This window comes from Uliginosibacterium sp. TH139, from assembly GCF_002855595.1.
Lineage (GTDB): Bacteria > Pseudomonadota > Gammaproteobacteria > Burkholderiales > Rhodocyclaceae > Uliginosibacterium > Uliginosibacterium aquaticum.
Genome location: NZ_PKRR01000001.1, coordinates 470912 through 489222, shown reverse-complemented (window position 1 = coordinate 489222; position 18311 = coordinate 470912). Strand labels below are relative to the sequence as shown.

Sequence of the window (18311 nt, the reverse complement as noted above, 5' to 3'; positions counted from 1 at the left end):
GGGAATGAGCGCCGCCCATTCCCGTTTTCTCATGCCTTTTTTCGGGGGCCTCATTCCGCTTTGAGGCCCCGGTGTGTCTGTAGCTTCTGCGATTCCTTCCGTGTGTGACGGCTCCGACTTTGAACCATTCAGACGAGGAAGAAGAATCATGGAAGCAGTACGACATCATTTGGTCATCCGGGTCCTGCACTGGGCCGTGGCACTCATGGTCACCGCCGCGCTGGTGATGAGCACTTTCATCATGTCGCAGATTCCGGACGATGATCCGGAGAAGATGGCCTCGGCCCTGCGCCACATGAGCGTGGGGGTGCTGATCTGCGGCGGAACCCTGCTGCGCCTGTTCTGGCGGCGGCGCAGCAAGCGCCTGCCGGGGCTTTCGTCCGGCATGGGTTGGGCCGATGTGCTGGCCGGGATCGTGCACCGCGGGCTGGATCTGCTGGTGCTGACGATGATCGTGAGCGGCGCAGCGATGGCACTGCAGACCGGCCTGCCGCTGATGGCCCTGCGCGGGGAGGCGTTCCCGGCGGAGATCGTGTCGCTGTTTGCGTTCACGGTGCATGTGGTGGGGGCCTGTGTGCTGAGCGGGGCGCTGGTGCTGCACATCGGCGGCGCGCTGTTTCACCAGTTCATCCTGAAGGATGGCCTGCTCTCGCGGATGGGCTTCGATCTGCCGCAGCCGCAGCGCCGTAGCGTGCCGCAGACCGAGGGGCGGGACGCCTGAGGGCTGTCAGGGGATGGCTCTGGGTGGGGTTGCCGTAGGTGCGGCTTCAGCCGCATGTGCCCCACGCCACCCCGGGCCCCGCCGGCTGAAGCCGGCCCTACGGGGCACTGATCGGAGACGAGTGGGTTTTCGTAGGTGCGGCTTCAGCCGCATCTGCCCCACGCCACCTCGGGCCCCGCCGGCTGAAGCCAGCCCTACGGGGCATTGATCAGAGACGGGTGGCGTTTTTGTAGGTGCGGCTTCAGCCGCATGCGCCCCACGCCACCTCGGGCTCCGCCGGCTGAAGCCGGCCCTACGGGGCACTGATCGGAGACGGATGGGTTTTCGTAGGTGCGGCTTCAGCCGCATGTGCCCCACGCCACCTCGGGCTCCGCTGGCTGAAGCCGGCCCGACGAGGGACTGATCGGAGACGGGTGGGTTTTTTGTAGGTGCGGCTTCAGCCGCATATGCCCCACGCCACCCCCGGCCCCGCCGGCTGAAGCCGGCCCTACGGGGCATTGATCGGAGATGGGTGGGTTGTCGTAGGTGCGGCTTCAGCCGCATGTGCCCCACGCCACCTCGAACCACGCCGGCTGAAGCCGGCCCGACGAGGCACTGATCGGAGACGAGTGGGTTTTCGTAGGTGCGGCTTCAGCCGCATGTGCCCCACGCCACCTCGGGCCCCGCCGGCTGTAGCCGGCCGGGATGGCGGACAAAGGCGTAAGCTTTCGGCTGTTTTTCTGCTCCAGGAGTGAGGCATGTTTTACGGTGTGACGGATATCTGGACCTATGCGCTGGGCGCGCTGTTCATCGTGCTGCTGCCCGGCCCGAATTCGCTGTACGTGATGGCGGTGGCCTCGCGCGAGGGCGTGGCGGCGGGTTATCGCGGCGCCTGCGGGGTATTCCTGGGCGATACCGTGCTGATGATCCTGTCGGCAGCCGGCGCGGCCTCCTTGCTGAAGACGCATCCGGCGCTGTTCATGCTGGTGAAGTATGCGGGGGCGGCTTATCTGGGCTGGGTGGGGCTGAGCCTGTTGCGCCAGGCGCTGGCGAACTGGCGTGGCGACGCGCCGGCCGGGAGCGAAGCGCAGGCGGAGGCCTCGAAACCCTTTCAGCGTGCGCTGGTGATCAGCCTGATGAATCCGAAGGCGATCCTGTTCTTCATTTCCTTCTTCATCCAGTTCGTGGATCCGCAGGCGGCGCAGCCGGCGGTGGCTTTCCTGATCCTGGGCGTGATCCTGCAGATCCTGAGCGCGCTGTATCTCTCGGCGCTGATCTTCGGCGGGGCTTATCTGGCGGCCCAGTTCCGCAGCCGTCAGCGCCTCGCCGCCGCCGGCACGGCGAGCGTGGGCGGGGTGTTTCTGGGCTTCGGGGTGAAGCTGGCCACGGCCAGCCTGAGCTGATCGGCAGCAGACAGAAAAAGGCCCCGCACTGGCGGGGCCTTTTTCATGCGCTTGCAGTGGCTCAGTAGCCGACCGATGTGGCGTAACTCAGCAGGCTGGAGGCGTAGGCGCCGCCCCAGGAGTAGCCGTAGCGACGCTCGGCTTCGATGGCCATGATGTCGTACTGCTTGCCGGTGCAGGTAGCGAAGGGAGCCGGGGTGCTGCAATCGCTGCCGTTCGGGGTGCGGCCGCTGAAGAAGCCGACATCCTTGTCCAGATCATAGAAGCGGTACCACATCACGCTGCCCGCCTGAGTCTGGATCGGGTTGTAGGTGATGTCGGTGCTGCCGGAGGCACGATTGACGTAGGCGGTATTGGCCACCTGCACGGCGCTGCTGCGAAACCAGGCCAGGCCCGCCTGCACGGCTGCCTTGATCTCGGCGGTTTGCGGCCGGCTCATCAGATAACCGATCACGCCGACCGACTCCTTGCCGCTCTTGGAGGGCCATTCATAGGCGCGACCCTCGCGTGCCACGTAGCTCACCGGGTCGTGCTGGGCGCACCACACCGTTTTCACCCCGTTCTGCACGATCTGGGATTTGAGGATGTAGTCCACGCCCTTGTCGATGGCGGTGGCCAGCTTGGCGTACTGCTCGGCGGTGAACAGGTCGGTGGCATCCAGCGGGGCCGTCTTCTTGGCGACCTGATCGAGCACCAGCATCACCCGGGCCATGGCGTCGTCATTGAAGGTGACGTAGTTGGAATAGGGCGTGTCGCCTGAGCGTGCCGGGTACACCTGTGGAAAGCCACCCGTGGGGTATTGCATCAGGAGCAGGAAATCGAGCGTTCTGCGGGCCGCATCGCGGTATTTGGTATCGCCGCTGCGCTTGTACACGTCGGCCAGGAAGAAGAGCTCAGAGGTAGTGGCGTCGTTGTCGATGGTGCCCAGATCTTCGCCATTCACGCCCAGCCAGGTGGAGGATTTGCTGCCGGCGACCCATTTGGTGACGTACAAGGCGGTCTTGCTGGTGCTGGCGGTGTTCTTGTAGTCAGTGAGGTGCTTGTAGAAGCCACCCTCGGTGGTCTGCCAGGTCAGCATGACGTCGGCCTTGGCCATGTCTGCGGCGAGCTTGGCCGCTGCATCGCCGGTGGTGCTGAGCAGGATCTGGTAAGTCGTCATCTCGCCGCTGGCGGGGTTGCCGCTCTGGCTGAGGATCGGAGCAGCACTGCTGACCGCGGCACTGCTGCTGGAGCTACTGGTGGTGGATCGGTTCGCGCTGCTGCTGGCAGCCGAGCTCGAAACCGCTGCGCTGCTGGCGGCACTGCTGCTCGCCGGGTTGCTGGATGTGCTGGCGGATGTGCTGCCGCCGCCCCCGCAGGCACTGAGGCCGGCGCAAAGCAGCAGGGCAAGCACGCTGTGGCGTGTGGTGATCATGGTTCTCCTCCCAAGGATGTTTCTTGTTTGATCGGGCCGTGCCGGATTGCGGCCAGCCCAGCCGCATTCTGACCATGCGGAGGGCTTCGGGGGCTTCTTTTTTCTGCCGGCCCCGCTTGCGATCTTGAACTGCCGCGCAGCAAAAAGGCCTCGCTTGCGCGAGGCCTTCCGGGTGATGCGGACAGCGCGTCAGGCGGTGAGGCCGCCTGTCATGTGATTACAGGGTGTAGCCGAGCACCTTGGCAAAACCCGAATCCTTGGCCGGACGGGTGAAGGCTTCGCGGGTGAGGCGCGACATCGGCACTTGCAGGCTGGAAGTGTTGAACCACTTGTCGTAGATGCGGTTGATCTCGCCGCTGGCGTAGAGCTCGACGAGGGTCTTGTCGATGGCGCTGCGCAGTTCGTTGTCGTCCTTTCGCACCATGATGGCGTAGGGCTCGATCGAGAGGTAGTCACCGGCCAGGGCGTATTGATCGCGATCCGGCAGGGTGGACAGCAGGCCAGAGAGGAGCACATCGTCCTGCGGGAAGGCGACGGCCTTGCCGGCTTGCAGGGCCTTGAGGGCTTCGGTGTTGCTGGGGTAGCTCTTGAGCTCGGTGGTGCGCAGCTCCTGATCACGCAGCTGGCTGAAGAGCTTCTCGGAGGTGGTGCCCTTGCTCAGTGCGATGCTGCCATTGGTAATGGTGCGCAGATCGGTGATGCCGGAATTCTTGCGAGTGAGGATCTTCATGCCGGCCACGAAGATCGTGTAGGAGAAGGAGACCTGCTCCTGACGTGCCTTGGTGTTGGTGGTGGAGCCGCATTCCATGTCGGCTTCGCCGCTCTTGATCTTGGGAATGCGCTCGGCGCCGCTCACGGTGATGTACTGGGCCTTGAGGTTGGGCAGCTTGAGATCCTTGCGCAGGCGCTCGACCACGCGCTGGCACAGCTCGACGGAGTAGCCGCTGGCCTGACCCTTTTCATCGACGAAGGAGAAGGGGCGCGAGGCTTCGCGATTGGCAATGGTGATGGTCTGGGTCTGGCGGATGCGGGCCAGCGAATCAGCGGGGGTCTGGGCATACGCAACGGAACTGGCAACGAGCAGGCCGGCAATCGCCAGGCCGGAAGAAAGACGGGAAAGGATGTACAGCATCGGGAACCTTGATCTTCAAAAATACAGGAGATGGCCTGGTGCAGACGGATCAATCCGCCCGACAGGCAAACGCACATGCTCAACCGGGGCGGTGAGCAACTGCGAACTGGTTCGATTCTAAAACATACCCTTTCGTACGGCTTGTATATCTTCTTTCTGTGAAACCTTATTTTTCACAAGCCTGCCCGGCTCAAGGGCCATTGCTGCGGCGCGCCCAAGTCCGTCATCCTGTGCTTTGACGCTGTGCCGGCTGCAGCGGGGCGCCCCGGCGGGCGCCCTGCCCCACTGCGTTCAGCGCCAGCCTTCGAGCACGATCTTGCCGCGGGCCTTGCCCGATTCGAGCAGAGCATGGGCGCGCTTGAGGTTGGCCGCATTGATCGGGCCGAAGTGCTCGCCGAGGGTGCTGCGGATCTGGCCGGCGTCGACCAGGGCGGCAAGCCGGTCGAGGATCTGGTGCTGGGCGACCATGTCCGGCGTGTTGAACAGGGCGCGGGTGAACATCAGCTCCCAGTGCAGGGACACGGACTTGCGCTTGAGCAGCTTGATGTCGAAGGGCGCCGGATCGTCGATGAGGCCGAAACGGCCTTGCGGTGCGAGGCATTCGGCAATCTGGGCGATGTGCTGGTCGGTCTGGGTGAGGCTCACCACGTAGCGCACCTGGGGGATGCCGATGCGCTTGAGTTCCTCGCTGAGCGGCTGGCTATGGTCGATCACATGATGGGCGCCGAGCTCGCGCACCCAGGCCTGGGTTTCAGGCCGCGAAGCGCTGCCGATCACGGTGAGGCCGGTGAGCTGGCGTGCCAGCTGGGTCATGATCGAGCCGACGCCGCCGGCTGCACCGATGATCAGGATGGCGTCGTCGCTCGTGCCGCCCTGCTTCACTTCGAGGCGGTCAAACAGCATTTCCCAGGCGGTCAGGCCGGTCAGCGGCAGCGCCGCGGCCTGTGCATCCGGGAGAGACTGCGGGGCATGGCCGACGATGCGTGCGTCCACCACATGGCGCTGGCTGTTGGCACCCGCGCGGGCGATGGAGCCGGCGTACCAGACTCGATCGCCGGCCTTGAACAGCGTCACCTCGGCGCCCACGGCGAGCACCCGGCCGACGGCGTCCCAGCCCAGTACCTTGAACTCGCCCGCCGCCGGGGTCGCACTCTTGCGCACCTTGGTATCGACCGGATTGACGGCGATGGCACTCACTTCAACCAGCAGATCGTGCGGGCCGGGCTGCGGCTCGGGCAGTTCAAGGTCCAGCAAGGCATCGCTGTGCTCGATGGGGAGGATGTTCTGGTAGGCAACGGCTTTCATGGGCGGTTCTCCTGCTTGTGGTGGGAATGTTGCGAAGCGTGTGTCAGCTTCGGGCGGGGCGTCTGGGGGGCTGCGTGGCCAGCCGGGTGGGCACTGCGGCTGCATAGGGGCGGGCCTGCAGGACGACGATCTGCTCGCCCTCGGTGGTGGCCCATTCGATGTCCTGATCGCGACCCCGGAACAATTGGCGGATGGCGCTGCCAACGCGCGCGAGCCGCCGGGCGCTGGCTTCGTCGAGCACGGTTTGCTGCTGATGGGCCTCATCGATGGCGCGCTCGCGCACGCCACCGGATTCATCGAGGGTCAGCTCGCTCTGTTCGTCGGCATGGCTGAGCAACTGCACAGCGCCGCTGCGCGCGTCGACCATGACTTGCTCGGCGATCCGGCGGCCCTCGACGACCTTGATGCCAATGCCGCGCTTGGCGGCGATGTAGCTGGCGCCGCGATGCGCCGGATCGAAAGGATCGCGGGTGATCATGACACCGGAGCGGCGCGCATCGATGGCGGTCTGGACGAGCACGCCCATGGCCACCGCCTCCAGCGGGATGGCGCCGGCGCGGCGGGCTTCGAAGGCTTCACTGTTGAAGACCGAAGCCCAGACGGTCTTGACGGCCTCGGGCAAGGCCTCGGCGAGGCGCACATTGGGCACGGTGGTGTAGAGGCCGGCGCCACTGAAACCAGGCAGGTCTTCCGAGTTGGAGGAGCTGCGCACGAAGACGCCCGTGCCGCCCAGCTGCTGTTGCCACTGCGCCTGCCACTCAGCCAGCCAGGCAGCCGGCAGCGGCAGGGCGATGAGCTGGCTGCGCAGGGTCTCCAGCGCGGCATGGCGCACGCGGGCATCGTCGTCAAAGTGCGGTGTGGCCAGCGCGGCCTGGATCAGGGCCTGGGCATCGGCACGCTTGATGAACGCGGCGTAGCGCGCAAAAGGGATGCAGAAACCATCCGGCACCTGCACCGAGGGAATCTTTGCTGCGCGGATTTCACCCAGATTGGCGGCCTTGGCGCCGCAATGCGCACGATCCCGGGCGTGCAGCTGGCTCAGCGGCGTCAGGCTCTGGTGGCTGAGATCGGGCCGCGGCAGCGTGCGGGCCTTGTGCGCGACGACCAGCGTCTGCGGCGGAATCGGCTGGATCGTATAGCCGGTGCGCGTCACCCGCAGTTCCACCCACTGACGGTCGTAGCCGGACAGCTCCGAGAGCGCGTTGCGCAGCCAGGCATTCGGAATGCCCCAGCCCTTGGCGAGCAGATTGACATGCGAGATGGCCGTCGAGGGACGACTGGTGATGACGCCCGCCACCGGCGGCAGGCTGATCGGCACTTCGTCGAGCACCAGGATGTCCTGTGGATCTGCATCGGCCACGATGCCGCCCGCCGGCACCACACGCACCCGGCCCCTTGCCACGCCCTCGTTGAGGGGCAGAAAAGCCTGCTCGCGGATTAGCTGCTCCTGCGACACGAAAGCCACGCCGGCGGCTGTCGCCACCCGCTCATGGGCCTGCGCGTTGGCCTTGAACAGCAAGGGCGCGAAGAAGGCTGCCTGCAGGCTTTGCTGCACGGTGCGCAGCAGGTTCGTATCGAGCTGGTCGCCCTCCCAGCATTCGAAGGTCCATTGCTGCGTGCTGTTCTGCCAGCTCAGGGTGCCGAGGATGAAGCGCCGGTCCGGCGCACGGTAGTTGGCGGCCATGGCGGCGCGCCCGAGCTGCAGGTGGAGTGGCCCGCGGGTCAGGAATTGCTCATGCAGCCCATAGCGTCGGGTGTTGATGAAGTAGGGCTGGTCGCCGTGCTGGCGGTCAATCAGGAACAGCAGGTGCGGCAGCTCCAGCGGTGTGCCGAGGTTGTAGCGCCGCGCCAGGCGATCGAAGTCGGCACGCTGGCTGATGTGATGGCGATAGGCCTCGCTCGCCGGCGGCAGGGGATCGACTTCTCCTGCCGCGCGGAAGGCCGAGGGCTTGGCTGCCAGCTGGGCCTGGGCGGGCAGCGTGCCAAGGGAGAGCAGGCACAGCGCCGCTAGGACGATTCGGCGGAGGCGGCAAGCCAGGGAGGAAACGGACGCAGTGCAGCTCATGCGGGATGAAGATGCCAGGGTAATGTCAGGGCCCCCATCATGCCACCGGCCTTGGGCCACAGGTCTGCCAACCGGAGCACCTGCGGGCCACTGATCCGGCCATCTCGCGCCTTCATTTGGGCGTTGCCAGCGCCGGGCGCAGGATTGAAGAAGGCTTGGCCCCGGCCTGCCCGCCCAGCTGGTTGAGCACCAGACTCACCAGCACCAGTGCCGCCCCGATCAGTTCGCCATTGCCCAGCGCGTGGCCACGCAACACACCGATCAGCAGCGCGGTGAGCGGCACCACATTGATGAAGAGCAGGCCACGCTGAGCGCCGATCTGGCGCATGCCCTGATTCCAGCACAGCACCGCCAGCACGGCAGCCAGCAGCACCAGAAACAGCAGGGCCGGGGCCAACGCGGGCAAGGCTGCGGCGGAGGGCAGACGCAGCGCACCGAAGGCGCCCGCCAGCAGCCAGAAAGCCACCAGCCCGAGCGCCCCCCCGCTGCTGCTGAGTGCGGTGTAACGCAGCGGCGACCAGTGCGGGAAGGCTGCCGCGCCCATCGAATACAGCACCCAGCACATTCCGCCGGCAATCATCATCAGGGTGGGCAGCAGCGCCGCATGTTCGGTGAGCCGCGCCGGGTGGCCGTCGGTGGTCAGCAGGAGCACGCCCACCACCGCCAGGGCCAGGGCCACGAAACTGCGCGCCGCCGGGCGCTGGCCACTGCGGACCCACTGGATCAGCACCGCGATCAGGGGCTGGAGGGCCATCACGATGGCACCGAACTCCGGCCGCGACATGCCCACGGCGTAGAACATGAGCAGGTTGAAGCCCGCAAACCCCAGGGTGCCGAGGCCCAGCAACTTCCAGCCCTGGCCTTCGAGGCGCAAGGCAGCCGCACCTTCGCGCCAGGCCAGCAGGGCCATGAAGACCGGCGCAGCGATGCCATAGCGCCACAGGCTCATGCTGATCGGGTCCATGTCAGCCAGCACGGCTTTCGAGACCGGGAAGGCGGCGCCCCACATGACGGTGGCGGTCAGCAGGGCGAGCCCGCCCCAGGCAGCGGGACTCAAACGGGGCGGGAAGGCGAACATGGCGTGATCTCGGTTGCAGCGGGGGATGGCTGCAGTTTAGGGTGAGTCGATCTGTCAAAAAAGCGCTACAGTCGAACATGATTGTTTCTCAATAAACGCAAATCATGGAACGCCTGATCAATATGGCCAGCTTTGCCGAAGTGGTTGAAGCGGGTGGCTTTTCGGCTGCGGCAGACCGCCTCGGCTGCTCGCGCGCCGTGGTGAGCAAGCGCATCAGCGCACTGGAGAAGGATTTCGGCCTCACCCTGCTGCATCGCACGACCCGCCGCCAGAGCCTCACCGAGGCCGGCGAGGCGCTGTATGCCTACTGCCGCCGCGTGCTTGACGAGATGAACAGCGCCGAGGCGCATCTGCAGGAGCTCTCCAGCACGCCGCGCGGCACCTTGCGGATCACGGCGCCGCATTCCTGGGGCAACCACGTGCTGGGTCCGCAGATCGGGCGCTTCCTGCTGCGTTACCCGGAAATCCGGGTCGAGCTGCAGCTGAGCGATCAGCTCGCTGATCTGGCGGCCAGTGCGGTCGACATCGCCATCCGCCTCACCAACACCCCGGCACCCGGGCTGGTGGCGCGCCACCTGGCCGAGCTGCCCTATGTGATCTGCGCTGCACCGGCCTACCTGAAGACGCATGGCACACCGCTCCAGGCGCAGGAGCTGGCGCGCCACAACTGCATCTTCTATGCCGGCGAAGCCCGCCTCAACAACTGGCAGCTGCGCACCCCGCAAGGCGAACTGCTGACGCTGGAAGTGGCTGGTTCGCTGGCTGCCAACAGCGTTGAAGTGATGCGCAGTGCGGCCCTCGAAGGCCTCGGCATCGTCGCCCTGTCGCGCTACCTGGTGGATGCGGAGTTGCAGCGCGGCGAACTGATCGAGATCCTGGCCGACTGCCAGATGCCACCACGCCAGATCCACCTCGTGACCCTGCCGGATCGCCTGCTGCCCGCCAAGACCCGCGCCTTCATCGACTTCCTGCTGCCGGGGCGGCTGGCCTGAGTAAGCCCGCGGCTTTGGCCGCAGAACCATGCTCCACCCGGGCCCCGCCGGCTGAAGCCGGCCCTACAACAACCCCGACAAGCTCCCCCGTGCCCAGCACCTGCCATAACCCGGCCACGACCGTAGGTGCGGCTTCAGCCGCAAAACCACATTCCACCCGGGCCCCGCCGGCTAAAGCCGGCCCTACAACGGCCCTACAACAACCCCGACAAGCGCCCCGGTGTCCGGCGCCTGGCACAACAGGCACGAGCGTAGGTGCGGCTTCAGCCGCAGAACCACACGCCACCCGGGCCCCGCCGGCTGAAGCCGGCCCTACAACGGCCCTACAACAACCCCGACAAGCGCCCCGGTGCCCAGCGCCTGGCACAACAGGCACGAGCGTAGGTGCGGCTTCAGCCGCAAAACCACACGCCACCCGGGCCCCGCCGGCTAAAGCCGGCCCTACAACGGCCCCAACAGCCAGCCCCATCACAGCGCCAACGCGCTCAGCCTCGGCCACAAGGTGAGGGCGCCCAGCACTGCGGCGGTCAGCGCGCAGACCAGCACCGCGCCGGCAGCCAGATCCTTGGCGCGCCGGACGCGTTCATCATGCGCAGGCGAAACCAGATCGCAGACGAACTCGATGGCGGTGTTGATCAGCTCGGCCAGCCACACCAGCGCCATTGCCACGAGCAGCCAGCGCCAATCCGCCGCGCTGATTCGCAAGGCCAGCCCCAGCGCACCCACCACCAGGGTGCAGGCGAGATGGATCCAGGCGTTGTGCTGGGTGCGCAACATGAAGGCGATGCCGCTGCCGGCGTAACGGAAACTTTGCAGGCGCTGCCGCAGCGAGAAGCGGCCATCCGCCCGGCCCTCAGCGCGGCGCATGCGGAGGCCTCCGTGCGGGCTGCCAGCGCAGCGGATCCGGCGCTGTACGCCGAGCCCGCCCCGGCAAGGCGCGCAAGGCAGCCAGCACGAGGCCGCAGGCAGCGGCAATCAATACGCAACAAGCCATTTCTGTCTCCTCAGGTGTGGGGCTGGATCAGGATCTCGCGGCGCGCGTCGAGCGGCACCGTCACGCGCGCCGCACCCTGCGCATCGGCACGCACCCGGGTTTCGACGCAGCCGCTACAGAGATAGATCTGCCCCGGCCGCAACCCGGCCAGATCGAGCGTCTGCAGGCCGGGGCGCAGGCCCGGATAGAGGGTGGCCATGAGCACACCGGCGTGCTGCACGGCACGCGCCACCCGCACTTCGGGATAGGCGGCGCGGCTGATATGCGGCTGGCTGGCGGGCAGGTTCGGCTGAGTGACCAAGCGCCGGAAAGCACCTGCCTCACCACTGCGCGCCATCAGCTCCACGGCATGCGCCCACACCGAGGCGCGCGGGCGCCAGAATGGGCCGCCCTGCGCAGACTCGTCCCGTGCCGGGCACGTTTGCTCAAGGGCGTCGAGACACACGCCCGCAACTTCACGATCGCCCATCTCCACCGCTGCGAGCGCCGTGGCCGCCAGGGCCGCAGCCGGCGAGTAACCGTAGTTGCCGGTATCGATCGGCCAGAAGCGCGTCAGGCGCAGGGCGCCGCGCGCATCGAGCAGGCTGCGGCGCAGCAGCAGCCACTGACGCAGGGCGATGTCCGGCAGGCTGGCGTTCAGGAATAAGCTCGGCAAGGCCTGCGGCATGGCGCCGCCGATGCCCGGCAAGGCCAGCCCGGTATGACTCGAACGACACGGCACGAAGGCTCCGCCAAGGGTGATGAATTCGGTTTCAAGCGCGGAGCGAAAGCGCGCGGCAAGGCCGGCCCAGTGCCGCTCCCCACGCTGGGCATCGCAGGCCCGGATGCCGGCTACGCCAATGGCATTGCAGAGCGGATAGATCCAGTTCGGCTCGCAAGCCATCAGGGTGAAGGGAGAATCGCCGAAGCCGCGCTGCAGCGCAGCCGTCAGCGCCGGCAGATCGGCCTGGTAAATCCTGCCGTCGGGATGCCTGAGCGGCAGGCTGCCGGGTCGGGAAAACTCGCGGCGCCCGGAGGACGCCTGGTAGAGCGCCATCTGGGTGGCCAGAAAACCGGTGTACATGATGTTTTCGCGCGCAATGGGGTCCGGATCACAGCGCAGGTTGCCCCACAGGTTCTCGAGTGCCCAGTAGCGCCAGACGCGGTGATCGGCCTGCTTGTGGATCAGGTTCTGCTGGGCCTCATCAAGGTAGCCGCTGAAGGCCGACAGGCGGGTGCTGCGCGCCATCGCCAGAGCGTAGCCCATGAAGTGCAGCTGGTAGCGCACGGCCGCGGTCTGAAACTGGTCGCGCCATTCGATGCCCTCGAACTCCGCCACCGGCTGCAGGGCTCGGTCGAGCACAAAGCCCATCAGCTTGAGCTCCTGCGGGCTCAGCTCGGCAGGCAAGACTTCGGCGGGCCGCTCGAACCGGCAAGCAAGTGCTGCGGCCTCATGAATCAGATAGTGATTGGCCTGTGCCCGCCGCCGGCGGCCACGCCAGGCATGCAGCACGCTCAGCAGGAGCGCGCTCAGCAACCCGCACAGCGCCAGCAGGCACAGCTCGCGCAGCGAATCCGCGCTGGCCCCGCCGGGCTGCATCCACGCGGCCATCAGTGCGGCCAGCAGCCAGGCCGCCGGGGGCGCCAGCAGATTGCCGGTGGCGAACCACAGCAGGCACGCCGCAGCAAAAATCAGCAGGCTGGCAACGAACAGCCCAGCCTGCAGCAGCCCCACTGCGGAGGCGCAATCGGCGCGTGCAAAGAAACCACCGCCAGGCAGGATCAGGCCGAGGCCGGAGACCTGCCAGAAACGCTCGCCAGCGCCCCAGGCGAGGGCCGCACCGCTCAGGCACAGCAGGCCATAGATCGCGCCCAGGCGCAGCAGGCGTGACAGGCTCAGCGGGCCACAGGGCAGACGACGATCAGGCAACAGGCAGGGGCTCACACGTACTCCGGACAGGCATCAGGACAGGCGCCCAGTCTGGCCGGCCTGTGTGAGGCGCGTGTGAGCCCGGTGTGAAGTCAGCCCGGCCGCGCGAACCAGCTCGCCAGAAAGTCCAGCATCGTGCGCAGGGTGGCGGACTGGTGCTGGCGCGAGCTGTAGATGCCGTAAATGCCCAACTGCTGTGGCACTTCCTGCGGCAGCAGGGCGACCAGTTTGCCACTGGCAATCAGGGGCGCGGCCGAATACACCGGCTGCATGCTGATGCCCGCGCCTTCCACGGCGGCCTGCAGCAACACGACCGAATCATTGGCGCTGAGATTGCCACTCACCGGCACACTCAGCTGCTCGCTGCCGCGCTCGAAATTCCACAGGCTCTTGCCGAAATAGGCGTAGGTCAGGCAGTTGTGCAGGGCCAGGTCCTCAGCACGCTGCGGCGTACCCCGCGCCTGCAGATAGGCCGGTGCGGCGCAGATCACCGAAGGGCACTGGCCAAGCGGGCGGGCGATGAGGTTCGGATCCAGCTGATTGGTGATGCGGATCGCCAGATCGATGCGCTCCTCGACCAGATTCACCGCCTTGTTGCCGATCTGCAGATCGATCGCGGTGCGCGGATAGCGCGCAAGATAGGCCGCCACCGCCGCCGCCAGACTCGCCAGGGCCAGTGAGGGCGCGCAGGCGATGCGCAGCATGCCGGCCGGCTCATCCGCCAGCGCATCGGCCGCGCGCGGCATCTGCCCGGCCAGCGCCAGCATCTCGCGGCAGCGCACCAGGGTGGCCTCTCCCGCAGAAGTGAGGCCGAGGCGGCGTGTGGTGCGATGCAGGAGGCGAGCGCCGGCCCAATGCTCCATCTCGGCGAGGTAGCGCGTGACCATGGCGCGCGACATCTGCAGCGCCTCGGCCGCCGCGATCAGGCTGCCTCGCTCGGTGATGGTGACAAACACTTCGGCGGCGATGATGCGATCCACAATTCGTCCGATTCAAGCAATCAATCATTGCAATATAACGGGTTTTTCGTGCGATCCAAGCAACCTATTCTTCACTCACTCCAACCGCACAGGAAGCCCGACATGCTCCGCAAGCCTCTCCTCATCGCCCTCGCCACCCTCGGTTTCACGGCGGCCGCCCAGGCTGCGCCGCTCACGCTGGAGGTCTACAACCCCGGCGAGAACGCCATTTTCCCGGTCAGCTCCAGCATTCTGAGTGGTGAACACGAAGCCATCCTGATCGACGCCCAGTTCCAGCGTAACGATGCCGAAGCCCTGGTGCAGAAGCTCAAGGCCAACGGCAAGACCCTCAGCACCATCTACATCAGCCACAGCGATCCGGACTACTACTTCGGGCTGGACGTGATTCAGGCCGCTTTCCCGGCCGCGAAGATCCTTGCCACCGCGCAGACCGTGGCACACATCAAGGCCAGCATGGACGGCAAGCTCGCCTACTGGGGCCCGATCCTCAAGGACAATGCGCCGCAGAAGTTGGTGCTGCCCGAGGTGCTGGCCGGCGATACGCTCAAGCTCGAAAGCCAGCGCATCCAGATCAAGGGCCTCAAAGGCCCCAGCCCGGAGCGCAGCTATCTGTGGATTCCCTCGCTCAAGACCGTAGCCGGGGGCGTCGTCGTCTCCAGTGGCATCCATGTGTGGGTGGCCGACACGCAGAGCGCCAAGTCACGCCAGGACTGGCAGGCCACCCTCAAGGCCATCGCCGCGCTGAAGCCCTCCGCAGTGGTGCCCGGACACTATCTGGGCGCTGCGCCCAAAGGCCTCGGTGCGGTGAGCTACACCGGCGATTACCTCAAGGCCTTCGAAAAGGAAGCCGCCCGGGCCAAGGACTCCACCACACTCATCAAGGCCATGAGCGCGAGCTACCCGCAGGCGGGCGAAGCGGCCTCGCTGGAAATTTCGTCCAAGGTCATCAAGGGCGAAATGAAGTGGCCGCAGTGAGCGCAACGCGCAATACTTGATGACCCGGCTCCGCCATTCCCGCGCAAGCGGGAATGGCGTGTCATGAATACCAAAAACAGACGCAGGAAATCCCCATGAGCACGCTCCACTACATCTTTGATCCCCTTTGCGGCTGGTGCTATGCCGTCGCCCCGCTGCTCCGCGCGGCGCGTGAAGTGCCTGGCCTCAGCATCGCCCTGCATGGCGGCGGCATGATGACCGGCGCCAACCGGCGCAGCATCACTCCGCAATGGCGCGACTACGTGCTGCCGCACGACCGCCGCATCGCCCAGCTCACCGGCCAGCCCTTCGGCGAAGCCTATTTCGAAGGTTTGCTGCGTGACACCACGGCCGTGATGGACTCCGCTCCGCCGACCACCGCCATCCTCGCTGCCGAGGAGCTCGCCGGCCGTGGGCTGGACATGGCACACCGCCTGCAACACGCCCATTACGCTGAAGGTCGCCGTATCGCCGATCAGGCCGTGCTGCAGGCGCTGGCTGCCGAACTCGGGCTGGAGGTCGCTTCGTTCACTGCCGCGTTCGAGCGACTCGCGGGTGAAGCCACCGAGCAGCACTTCCGCGACAGCCGCCACTGGCTCGCCCGCGTCGGCGGCCAAGGCTTCCCGACCCTGGTGCTGGAACAGGCCGATGGCGCACTCACGCGCATCGATGTCAGCCCCTTCCTCGGCCAGCCGGACGCCTTCGCCGCGGCACTACGCCAGCAAGTGCCGGCAGCAGATGCGGCTGAAATGATTCCGCATTGCGGGCTGGATGGCTGTACGGACGCCTGAAGCAAGCGCGTCCCTATTGTTCAACCAACCAGGATCCCGCGCCGCTCGGCCAGGCTGATGGTGGCGCGGGTGCCGGCATTGAACTGCAGGTAGTCGCTCTCGATGCCGTCACTGAAAATGACGCCGTTCTCCGCCATCTGCGAAACCAGAATTAGCGGCGCCTCGCGTGAGACTTGTCCGAAGCTGATGCTGCTGGCCGAAGTCTTGCTGGGCCAGGGCTCGCGCACCGAAAAGTACAGATAGTCCGACTCCCAGCGAAAGTCTTCGAGTACGCCAGCATTCGCATCCCCACCAAGCGCAGTGGCGATGCCGCTGGCACCGGCCAGCACGCTGCGCAACCAGCCACTGCCGCCCATCCCGGTCGACACGATGATGCCGCTGGAGGACTGGCGCTCGGTCACCCCGCCGCAGCTGATTTCGTAGCGTGCCGAAGTGTGCGTGCGTGGCCCGATGAACAGGTCATTCACCGCACACAGGGTCTCTCCGGTATTGAGGCTGGCCTGCGCCATGCTCACCTCATGCAGCGGGCGCCGGGCAGCGAATACCTCGGGCAAGAGGCGATCCAGATCACGCACAACGAAAGGCAGAAGCACACCTTCCCAACGCGCCGGATCCGGATTCACACCAATCAGCGGCTGACCCTCGAGATACTTCAGCACATTGGCCACCAACCCGTCCTGCCCCAGCGCGACAACCGTATCGTGCGGGCCAAACACGAAGTTCGGCACGAAGGCTCGGTCCAGCACCTGCAGGCGTCCGTGGCGGGCCAGGGCCTGACTGGTTGCCGTCACCGCTTCACGGTAATGACGATGCTCCAGCTGATAGTCGGAAAAGTCCGCACCGAGATGTTCGACGTAGAAGCGCGCCTGCCCCTCGGTATTGAAGCGCTGGATCAGCTCTTCAAGCCGGGTGCGCCGCGTCACCAGCACGATCTTGTTCTCGCTGCTGCGCTCCATGCTCAGTTGCGCTCGCGCTCAAGCAGGCCCTGCAACAACTCGGAGGAGATATTGAGCTCACCGATCTTGCCGGCGTTCTCGGCCAGCTCCTTGAACGACAGGGCAACCAGTTGCGCCGCATCGAGGCGGGCACTGGTGAGTGCCTGCAAGACCTTCGGATCGGTTTCGGAGAGCGCACGCATCATGGCCGAAATGCCATAGGCCTTGGCATCGGCTTCCTCGCGGGTGTTGGCCGTGGAGAGTGCCAGCAGATCCTTGTTCTGCTCTTCCAGCGCGATCTTGGTGGCCATCTCCGCTTCGCGCAGCTCGCGCTTTTTCTGCTGCACGGATTTCTCCGCGTCCATCTGCGCTTCCTTGATCTGGCGCTTCTTGTTCTCCACCGCAATCTCGGTATTCAGCTCGTTCTCCTTGATCGAGCGCTCCTGCTCCACGGCAGCATTGCGCCGCGCAAACACTGCCTCGTCGGCCTGGCGCAGGATCGCCTCACGCGCCTCGGCTTCGAGCGCCCGCGAGGTCTCCGGCGTTGGCTTGATGGCCAGGATGGAGAGCCCAAGCACCTCGATGCCCAGCGAGGTAATCACATCGGCAGCCTGCATGCCGACCCGCACGCTGCCCACCAGGCGGTCTGCCCCGCCCAGCGCCTCACGCAGGGACATCACGCGCAAGGACGAACTGGTCAGCACCTGGGCGTGGTTGATGAGGCGCTGCGGTAGCTTCTGCGGATCCTCCGAGGCGTAATCACGACCATTCGCCGCCAGGGTGAAATTCATCAACTGGGCCAGCTTGCGCGGGTCTGTGACGCGATAGGAAAGCTGGCCCTGCACAGTGACCGACTGAAAATCTGCCGTGGCCTCTTCGAAGATGAAGGGCACATCGACACTGCCCACCGGCACGCGCACCAGCGAGCTGGTGGGCCCGTAATAGAAGAAGGACAAGCCCACGCCCTCGCGTACGACCTTGCCGCTTTTGTACTGCAACAGGAAGTCGGTCGGGCCGACCTTGATGAAGCGGATACCGAACATATGTGTGTTCCTCCTTTGGTCGCAGAGTCAAACCTGCAGGTTTTTCAGGTAATGCTCCTGTACTGCTGTTTAGATGGCCCCCCGCCGCACGGCCCTGATCGCGGTCATCGCCTCGGCGACGCCCATGCCACGTTCCATCAGGATCTGCGCAGCGATCGTGCCGGTCCGTCCGATACCGCCCATGCAATGGATGAGGATTTTCCCACCCCGCAGCAGGCAGGCGTGCAACAGCGGCCCGGCAATTTGCCATTGCGGCGCAAAACTGGCGGTCGGCGAATGTTTATCGGGGATAGGCAGATGTAGCCAGTGCATGCCCAGCTTCTCGACTTGCGACCCGAGTTCCTCCACGCCGACCTGCGTAAACTCGAAGTCCTCCAGCAAGGTCAGCACTATTTCGGCGCCCCAGTCCTTAACGACCTGAAGGTCGAGGCCGAGGTCACGATCCCAGTCCCCAGAGATCGAGCCGGGTCGCTTCTTGCCGGGGCAGATCGTCATGCCGATCTGGCCGCCAGTGTCCGGCAATATATGGCTGTCAATTCGCAGAGGAGCGTTCTGGCTGGTCAAGATTTTCACGGTTTCATTCATGGTGAGCAAT

The 18311-nt window shown here is 65.8% G+C and carries 16 protein-coding genes; 5 read left to right on the top strand and 11 right to left on the bottom strand.

Annotated features, from left to right (window positions below; translation table 11 throughout):
* Positions 1 to 148: 148 nt before the first annotated feature.
* Positions 149 to 721, top strand: a complete 573-nt coding sequence (locus C0V76_RS02285) for a cytochrome b (RefSeq protein WP_101940724.1) — start codon at positions 149 to 151, stop codon at positions 719 to 721.
* A 737-nt stretch (positions 722 to 1458) separates the two neighbouring features.
* Positions 1459 to 2103: a leucine efflux protein LeuE gene (gene leuE / locus C0V76_RS02280; protein ID WP_101940723.1), complete on the top strand. Its 645-nt coding sequence runs from the start codon at positions 1459 to 1461 to the stop codon at positions 2101 to 2103.
* A 61-nt stretch (positions 2104 to 2164) separates the two neighbouring features.
* On the opposite strand, the gene pelA is transcribed toward leuE, so the two are convergent.
* The 5 genes from pelA to C0V76_RS02255 form a co-directional block, all read right to left on the bottom strand.
* Positions 2165 to 3517, bottom strand: a complete 1353-nt coding sequence (gene pelA, locus C0V76_RS02275) for a pectate lyase (RefSeq protein ID WP_101940722.1) — start codon at positions 3515 to 3517, stop codon at positions 2165 to 2167.
* A 217-nt stretch (positions 3518 to 3734) separates the two neighbouring features.
* Positions 3735 to 4649, bottom strand: a complete 915-nt coding sequence (locus C0V76_RS02270; RefSeq protein WP_101940721.1) for an amino acid ABC transporter substrate-binding protein — start codon at positions 4647 to 4649, stop codon at positions 3735 to 3737.
* 291 nt (positions 4650 to 4940) lie between these two features.
* Positions 4941 to 5954: a zinc-binding alcohol dehydrogenase family protein gene (locus C0V76_RS02265; protein WP_101940720.1), complete on the bottom strand. Its 1014-nt coding sequence runs from the start codon at positions 5952 to 5954 to the stop codon at positions 4941 to 4943.
* A 43-nt stretch (positions 5955 to 5997) separates the two neighbouring features.
* Positions 5998 to 8019 (bottom strand): PEP/pyruvate-binding domain-containing protein, encoded by a 2022-nt coding sequence (locus C0V76_RS02260; protein WP_101940719.1) that lies wholly within the window; start codon positions 8017 to 8019, stop codon positions 5998 to 6000.
* 112 nt (positions 8020 to 8131) lie between these two features.
* Positions 8132 to 9097: a DMT family transporter gene (locus C0V76_RS02255; RefSeq protein WP_101940718.1), complete on the bottom strand. Its 966-nt coding sequence runs from the start codon at positions 9095 to 9097 to the stop codon at positions 8132 to 8134.
* Positions 9098 to 9201: 104 nt separating this feature from the next.
* Between C0V76_RS02255 and C0V76_RS02250 the strand changes: the two genes are divergently transcribed.
* A complete protein-coding gene (locus C0V76_RS02250) occupies positions 9202 to 10089 on the top strand; it encodes a LysR family transcriptional regulator (RefSeq protein ID WP_101940717.1) in 888 nt (295 codons plus the stop codon).
* 468 nt (positions 10090 to 10557) lie between these two features.
* On the opposite strand, the gene C0V76_RS02245 is transcribed toward C0V76_RS02250, so the two are convergent.
* The 3 genes from C0V76_RS02245 to C0V76_RS02235 form a co-directional block, all read right to left on the bottom strand.
* On the bottom strand, positions 10558 to 10956 hold the full coding sequence (locus C0V76_RS02245; RefSeq protein WP_101940716.1) for a diacylglycerol kinase family protein: 399 nt from the start codon (positions 10954 to 10956) through the stop codon (positions 10558 to 10560).
* A gap of 137 nt (positions 10957 to 11093) precedes the next feature.
* Positions 11094 to 13007, bottom strand: coding sequence for a hypothetical protein (locus tag C0V76_RS02240; RefSeq protein ID WP_101940715.1), 1914 nt, complete (start codon positions 13005 to 13007; stop codon positions 11094 to 11096).
* A gap of 77 nt (positions 13008 to 13084) precedes the next feature.
* On the bottom strand, positions 13085 to 13972 hold the full coding sequence (locus C0V76_RS02235; RefSeq protein ID WP_101940714.1) for a LysR family transcriptional regulator: 888 nt from the start codon (positions 13970 to 13972) through the stop codon (positions 13085 to 13087).
* 102 nt (positions 13973 to 14074) lie between these two features.
* Between C0V76_RS02235 and C0V76_RS02230 the strand changes: the two genes are divergently transcribed.
* Positions 14075 to 14947 carry an MBL fold metallo-hydrolase gene (locus C0V76_RS02230; RefSeq protein WP_101940713.1) on the top strand — a complete coding sequence of 291 codons (873 nt, stop codon included), beginning with the start codon at positions 14075 to 14077 and terminating at the stop codon, positions 14945 to 14947.
* A gap of 95 nt (positions 14948 to 15042) precedes the next feature.
* On the top strand, positions 15043 to 15738 hold the full coding sequence (locus C0V76_RS02225) for a DsbA family protein (RefSeq protein ID WP_101940712.1): 696 nt from the start codon (positions 15043 to 15045) through the stop codon (positions 15736 to 15738).
* A gap of 20 nt (positions 15739 to 15758) precedes the next feature.
* Here the strand turns inward: C0V76_RS02225 and C0V76_RS02220 are convergent, their stop codons facing one another.
* The 3 genes from C0V76_RS02220 to C0V76_RS02210 all read right to left on the bottom strand — a co-directional run bounded on the left by C0V76_RS02220 (position 15759) and on the right by C0V76_RS02210 (position 18301).
* The gene (locus C0V76_RS02220; protein ID WP_101940711.1) at positions 15759 to 16694 is read right to left on the bottom strand and encodes a sugar kinase; all 936 of its coding nucleotides are present in this window, start codon (positions 16692 to 16694) and stop codon (positions 15759 to 15761) included.
* Positions 16695 to 16696: 2 nt separating this feature from the next.
* Positions 16697 to 17716, bottom strand: a complete 1020-nt coding sequence (locus C0V76_RS02215) for an SPFH domain-containing protein (RefSeq protein WP_101940710.1) — start codon at positions 17714 to 17716, stop codon at positions 16697 to 16699.
* A gap of 69 nt (positions 17717 to 17785) precedes the next feature.
* Positions 17786 to 18301: a cyclin-dependent kinase inhibitor 3 family protein gene (locus tag C0V76_RS02210; RefSeq protein WP_158239111.1), complete on the bottom strand. Its 516-nt coding sequence runs from the start codon at positions 18299 to 18301 to the stop codon at positions 17786 to 17788.
* Positions 18302 to 18311: the final 10 nt, after the last annotated feature.

Coding starts and splice junctions, on each gene's coding strand:
- C0V76_RS02260 (WP_101940719.1), bottom strand. CDS start 8,019: ATGAGCTGCACTGCGTCCGTTTCCTCCCTGGCTTGCCGCCTCCGCCGA.
- C0V76_RS02265 (WP_101940720.1), bottom strand. CDS start 5,954: ATGAAAGCCGTTGCCTACCAGAACATCCTCCCCATCGAGCACAGCGAT.
- leuE (WP_101940723.1), top strand. CDS start 1,459: ATGTTTTACGGTGTGACGGATATCTGGACCTATGCGCTGGGCGCGCTG.
- C0V76_RS02215 (WP_101940710.1), bottom strand. CDS start 17,716: ATGTTCGGTATCCGCTTCATCAAGGTCGGCCCGACCGACTTCCTGTTG.
- C0V76_RS02255 (WP_101940718.1), bottom strand. CDS start 9,097: ATGTTCGCCTTCCCGCCCCGTTTGAGTCCCGCTGCCTGGGGCGGGCTC.
- C0V76_RS02250 (WP_101940717.1), top strand. CDS start 9,202: ATGGAACGCCTGATCAATATGGCCAGCTTTGCCGAAGTGGTTGAAGCG.
- C0V76_RS02230 (WP_101940713.1), top strand. CDS start 14,075: ATGCTCCGCAAGCCTCTCCTCATCGCCCTCGCCACCCTCGGTTTCACG.
- C0V76_RS02225 (WP_101940712.1), top strand. CDS start 15,043: ATGAGCACGCTCCACTACATCTTTGATCCCCTTTGCGGCTGGTGCTAT.
- C0V76_RS02220 (WP_101940711.1), bottom strand. CDS start 16,694: ATGGAGCGCAGCAGCGAGAACAAGATCGTGCTGGTGACGCGGCGCACC.
- C0V76_RS02270 (WP_101940721.1), bottom strand. CDS start 4,649: ATGCTGTACATCCTTTCCCGTCTTTCTTCCGGCCTGGCGATTGCCGGC.
- C0V76_RS02210 (WP_158239111.1), bottom strand. CDS start 18,301: ATGAATGAAACCGTGAAAATCTTGACCAGCCAGAACGCTCCTCTGCGA.
- C0V76_RS02245 (WP_101940716.1), bottom strand. CDS start 10,956: ATGCGCCGCGCTGAGGGCCGGGCGGATGGCCGCTTCTCGCTGCGGCAG.
- pelA (WP_101940722.1), bottom strand. CDS start 3,517: ATGATCACCACACGCCACAGCGTGCTTGCCCTGCTGCTTTGCGCCGGC.
- C0V76_RS02285 (WP_101940724.1), top strand. CDS start 149: ATGGAAGCAGTACGACATCATTTGGTCATCCGGGTCCTGCACTGGGCC.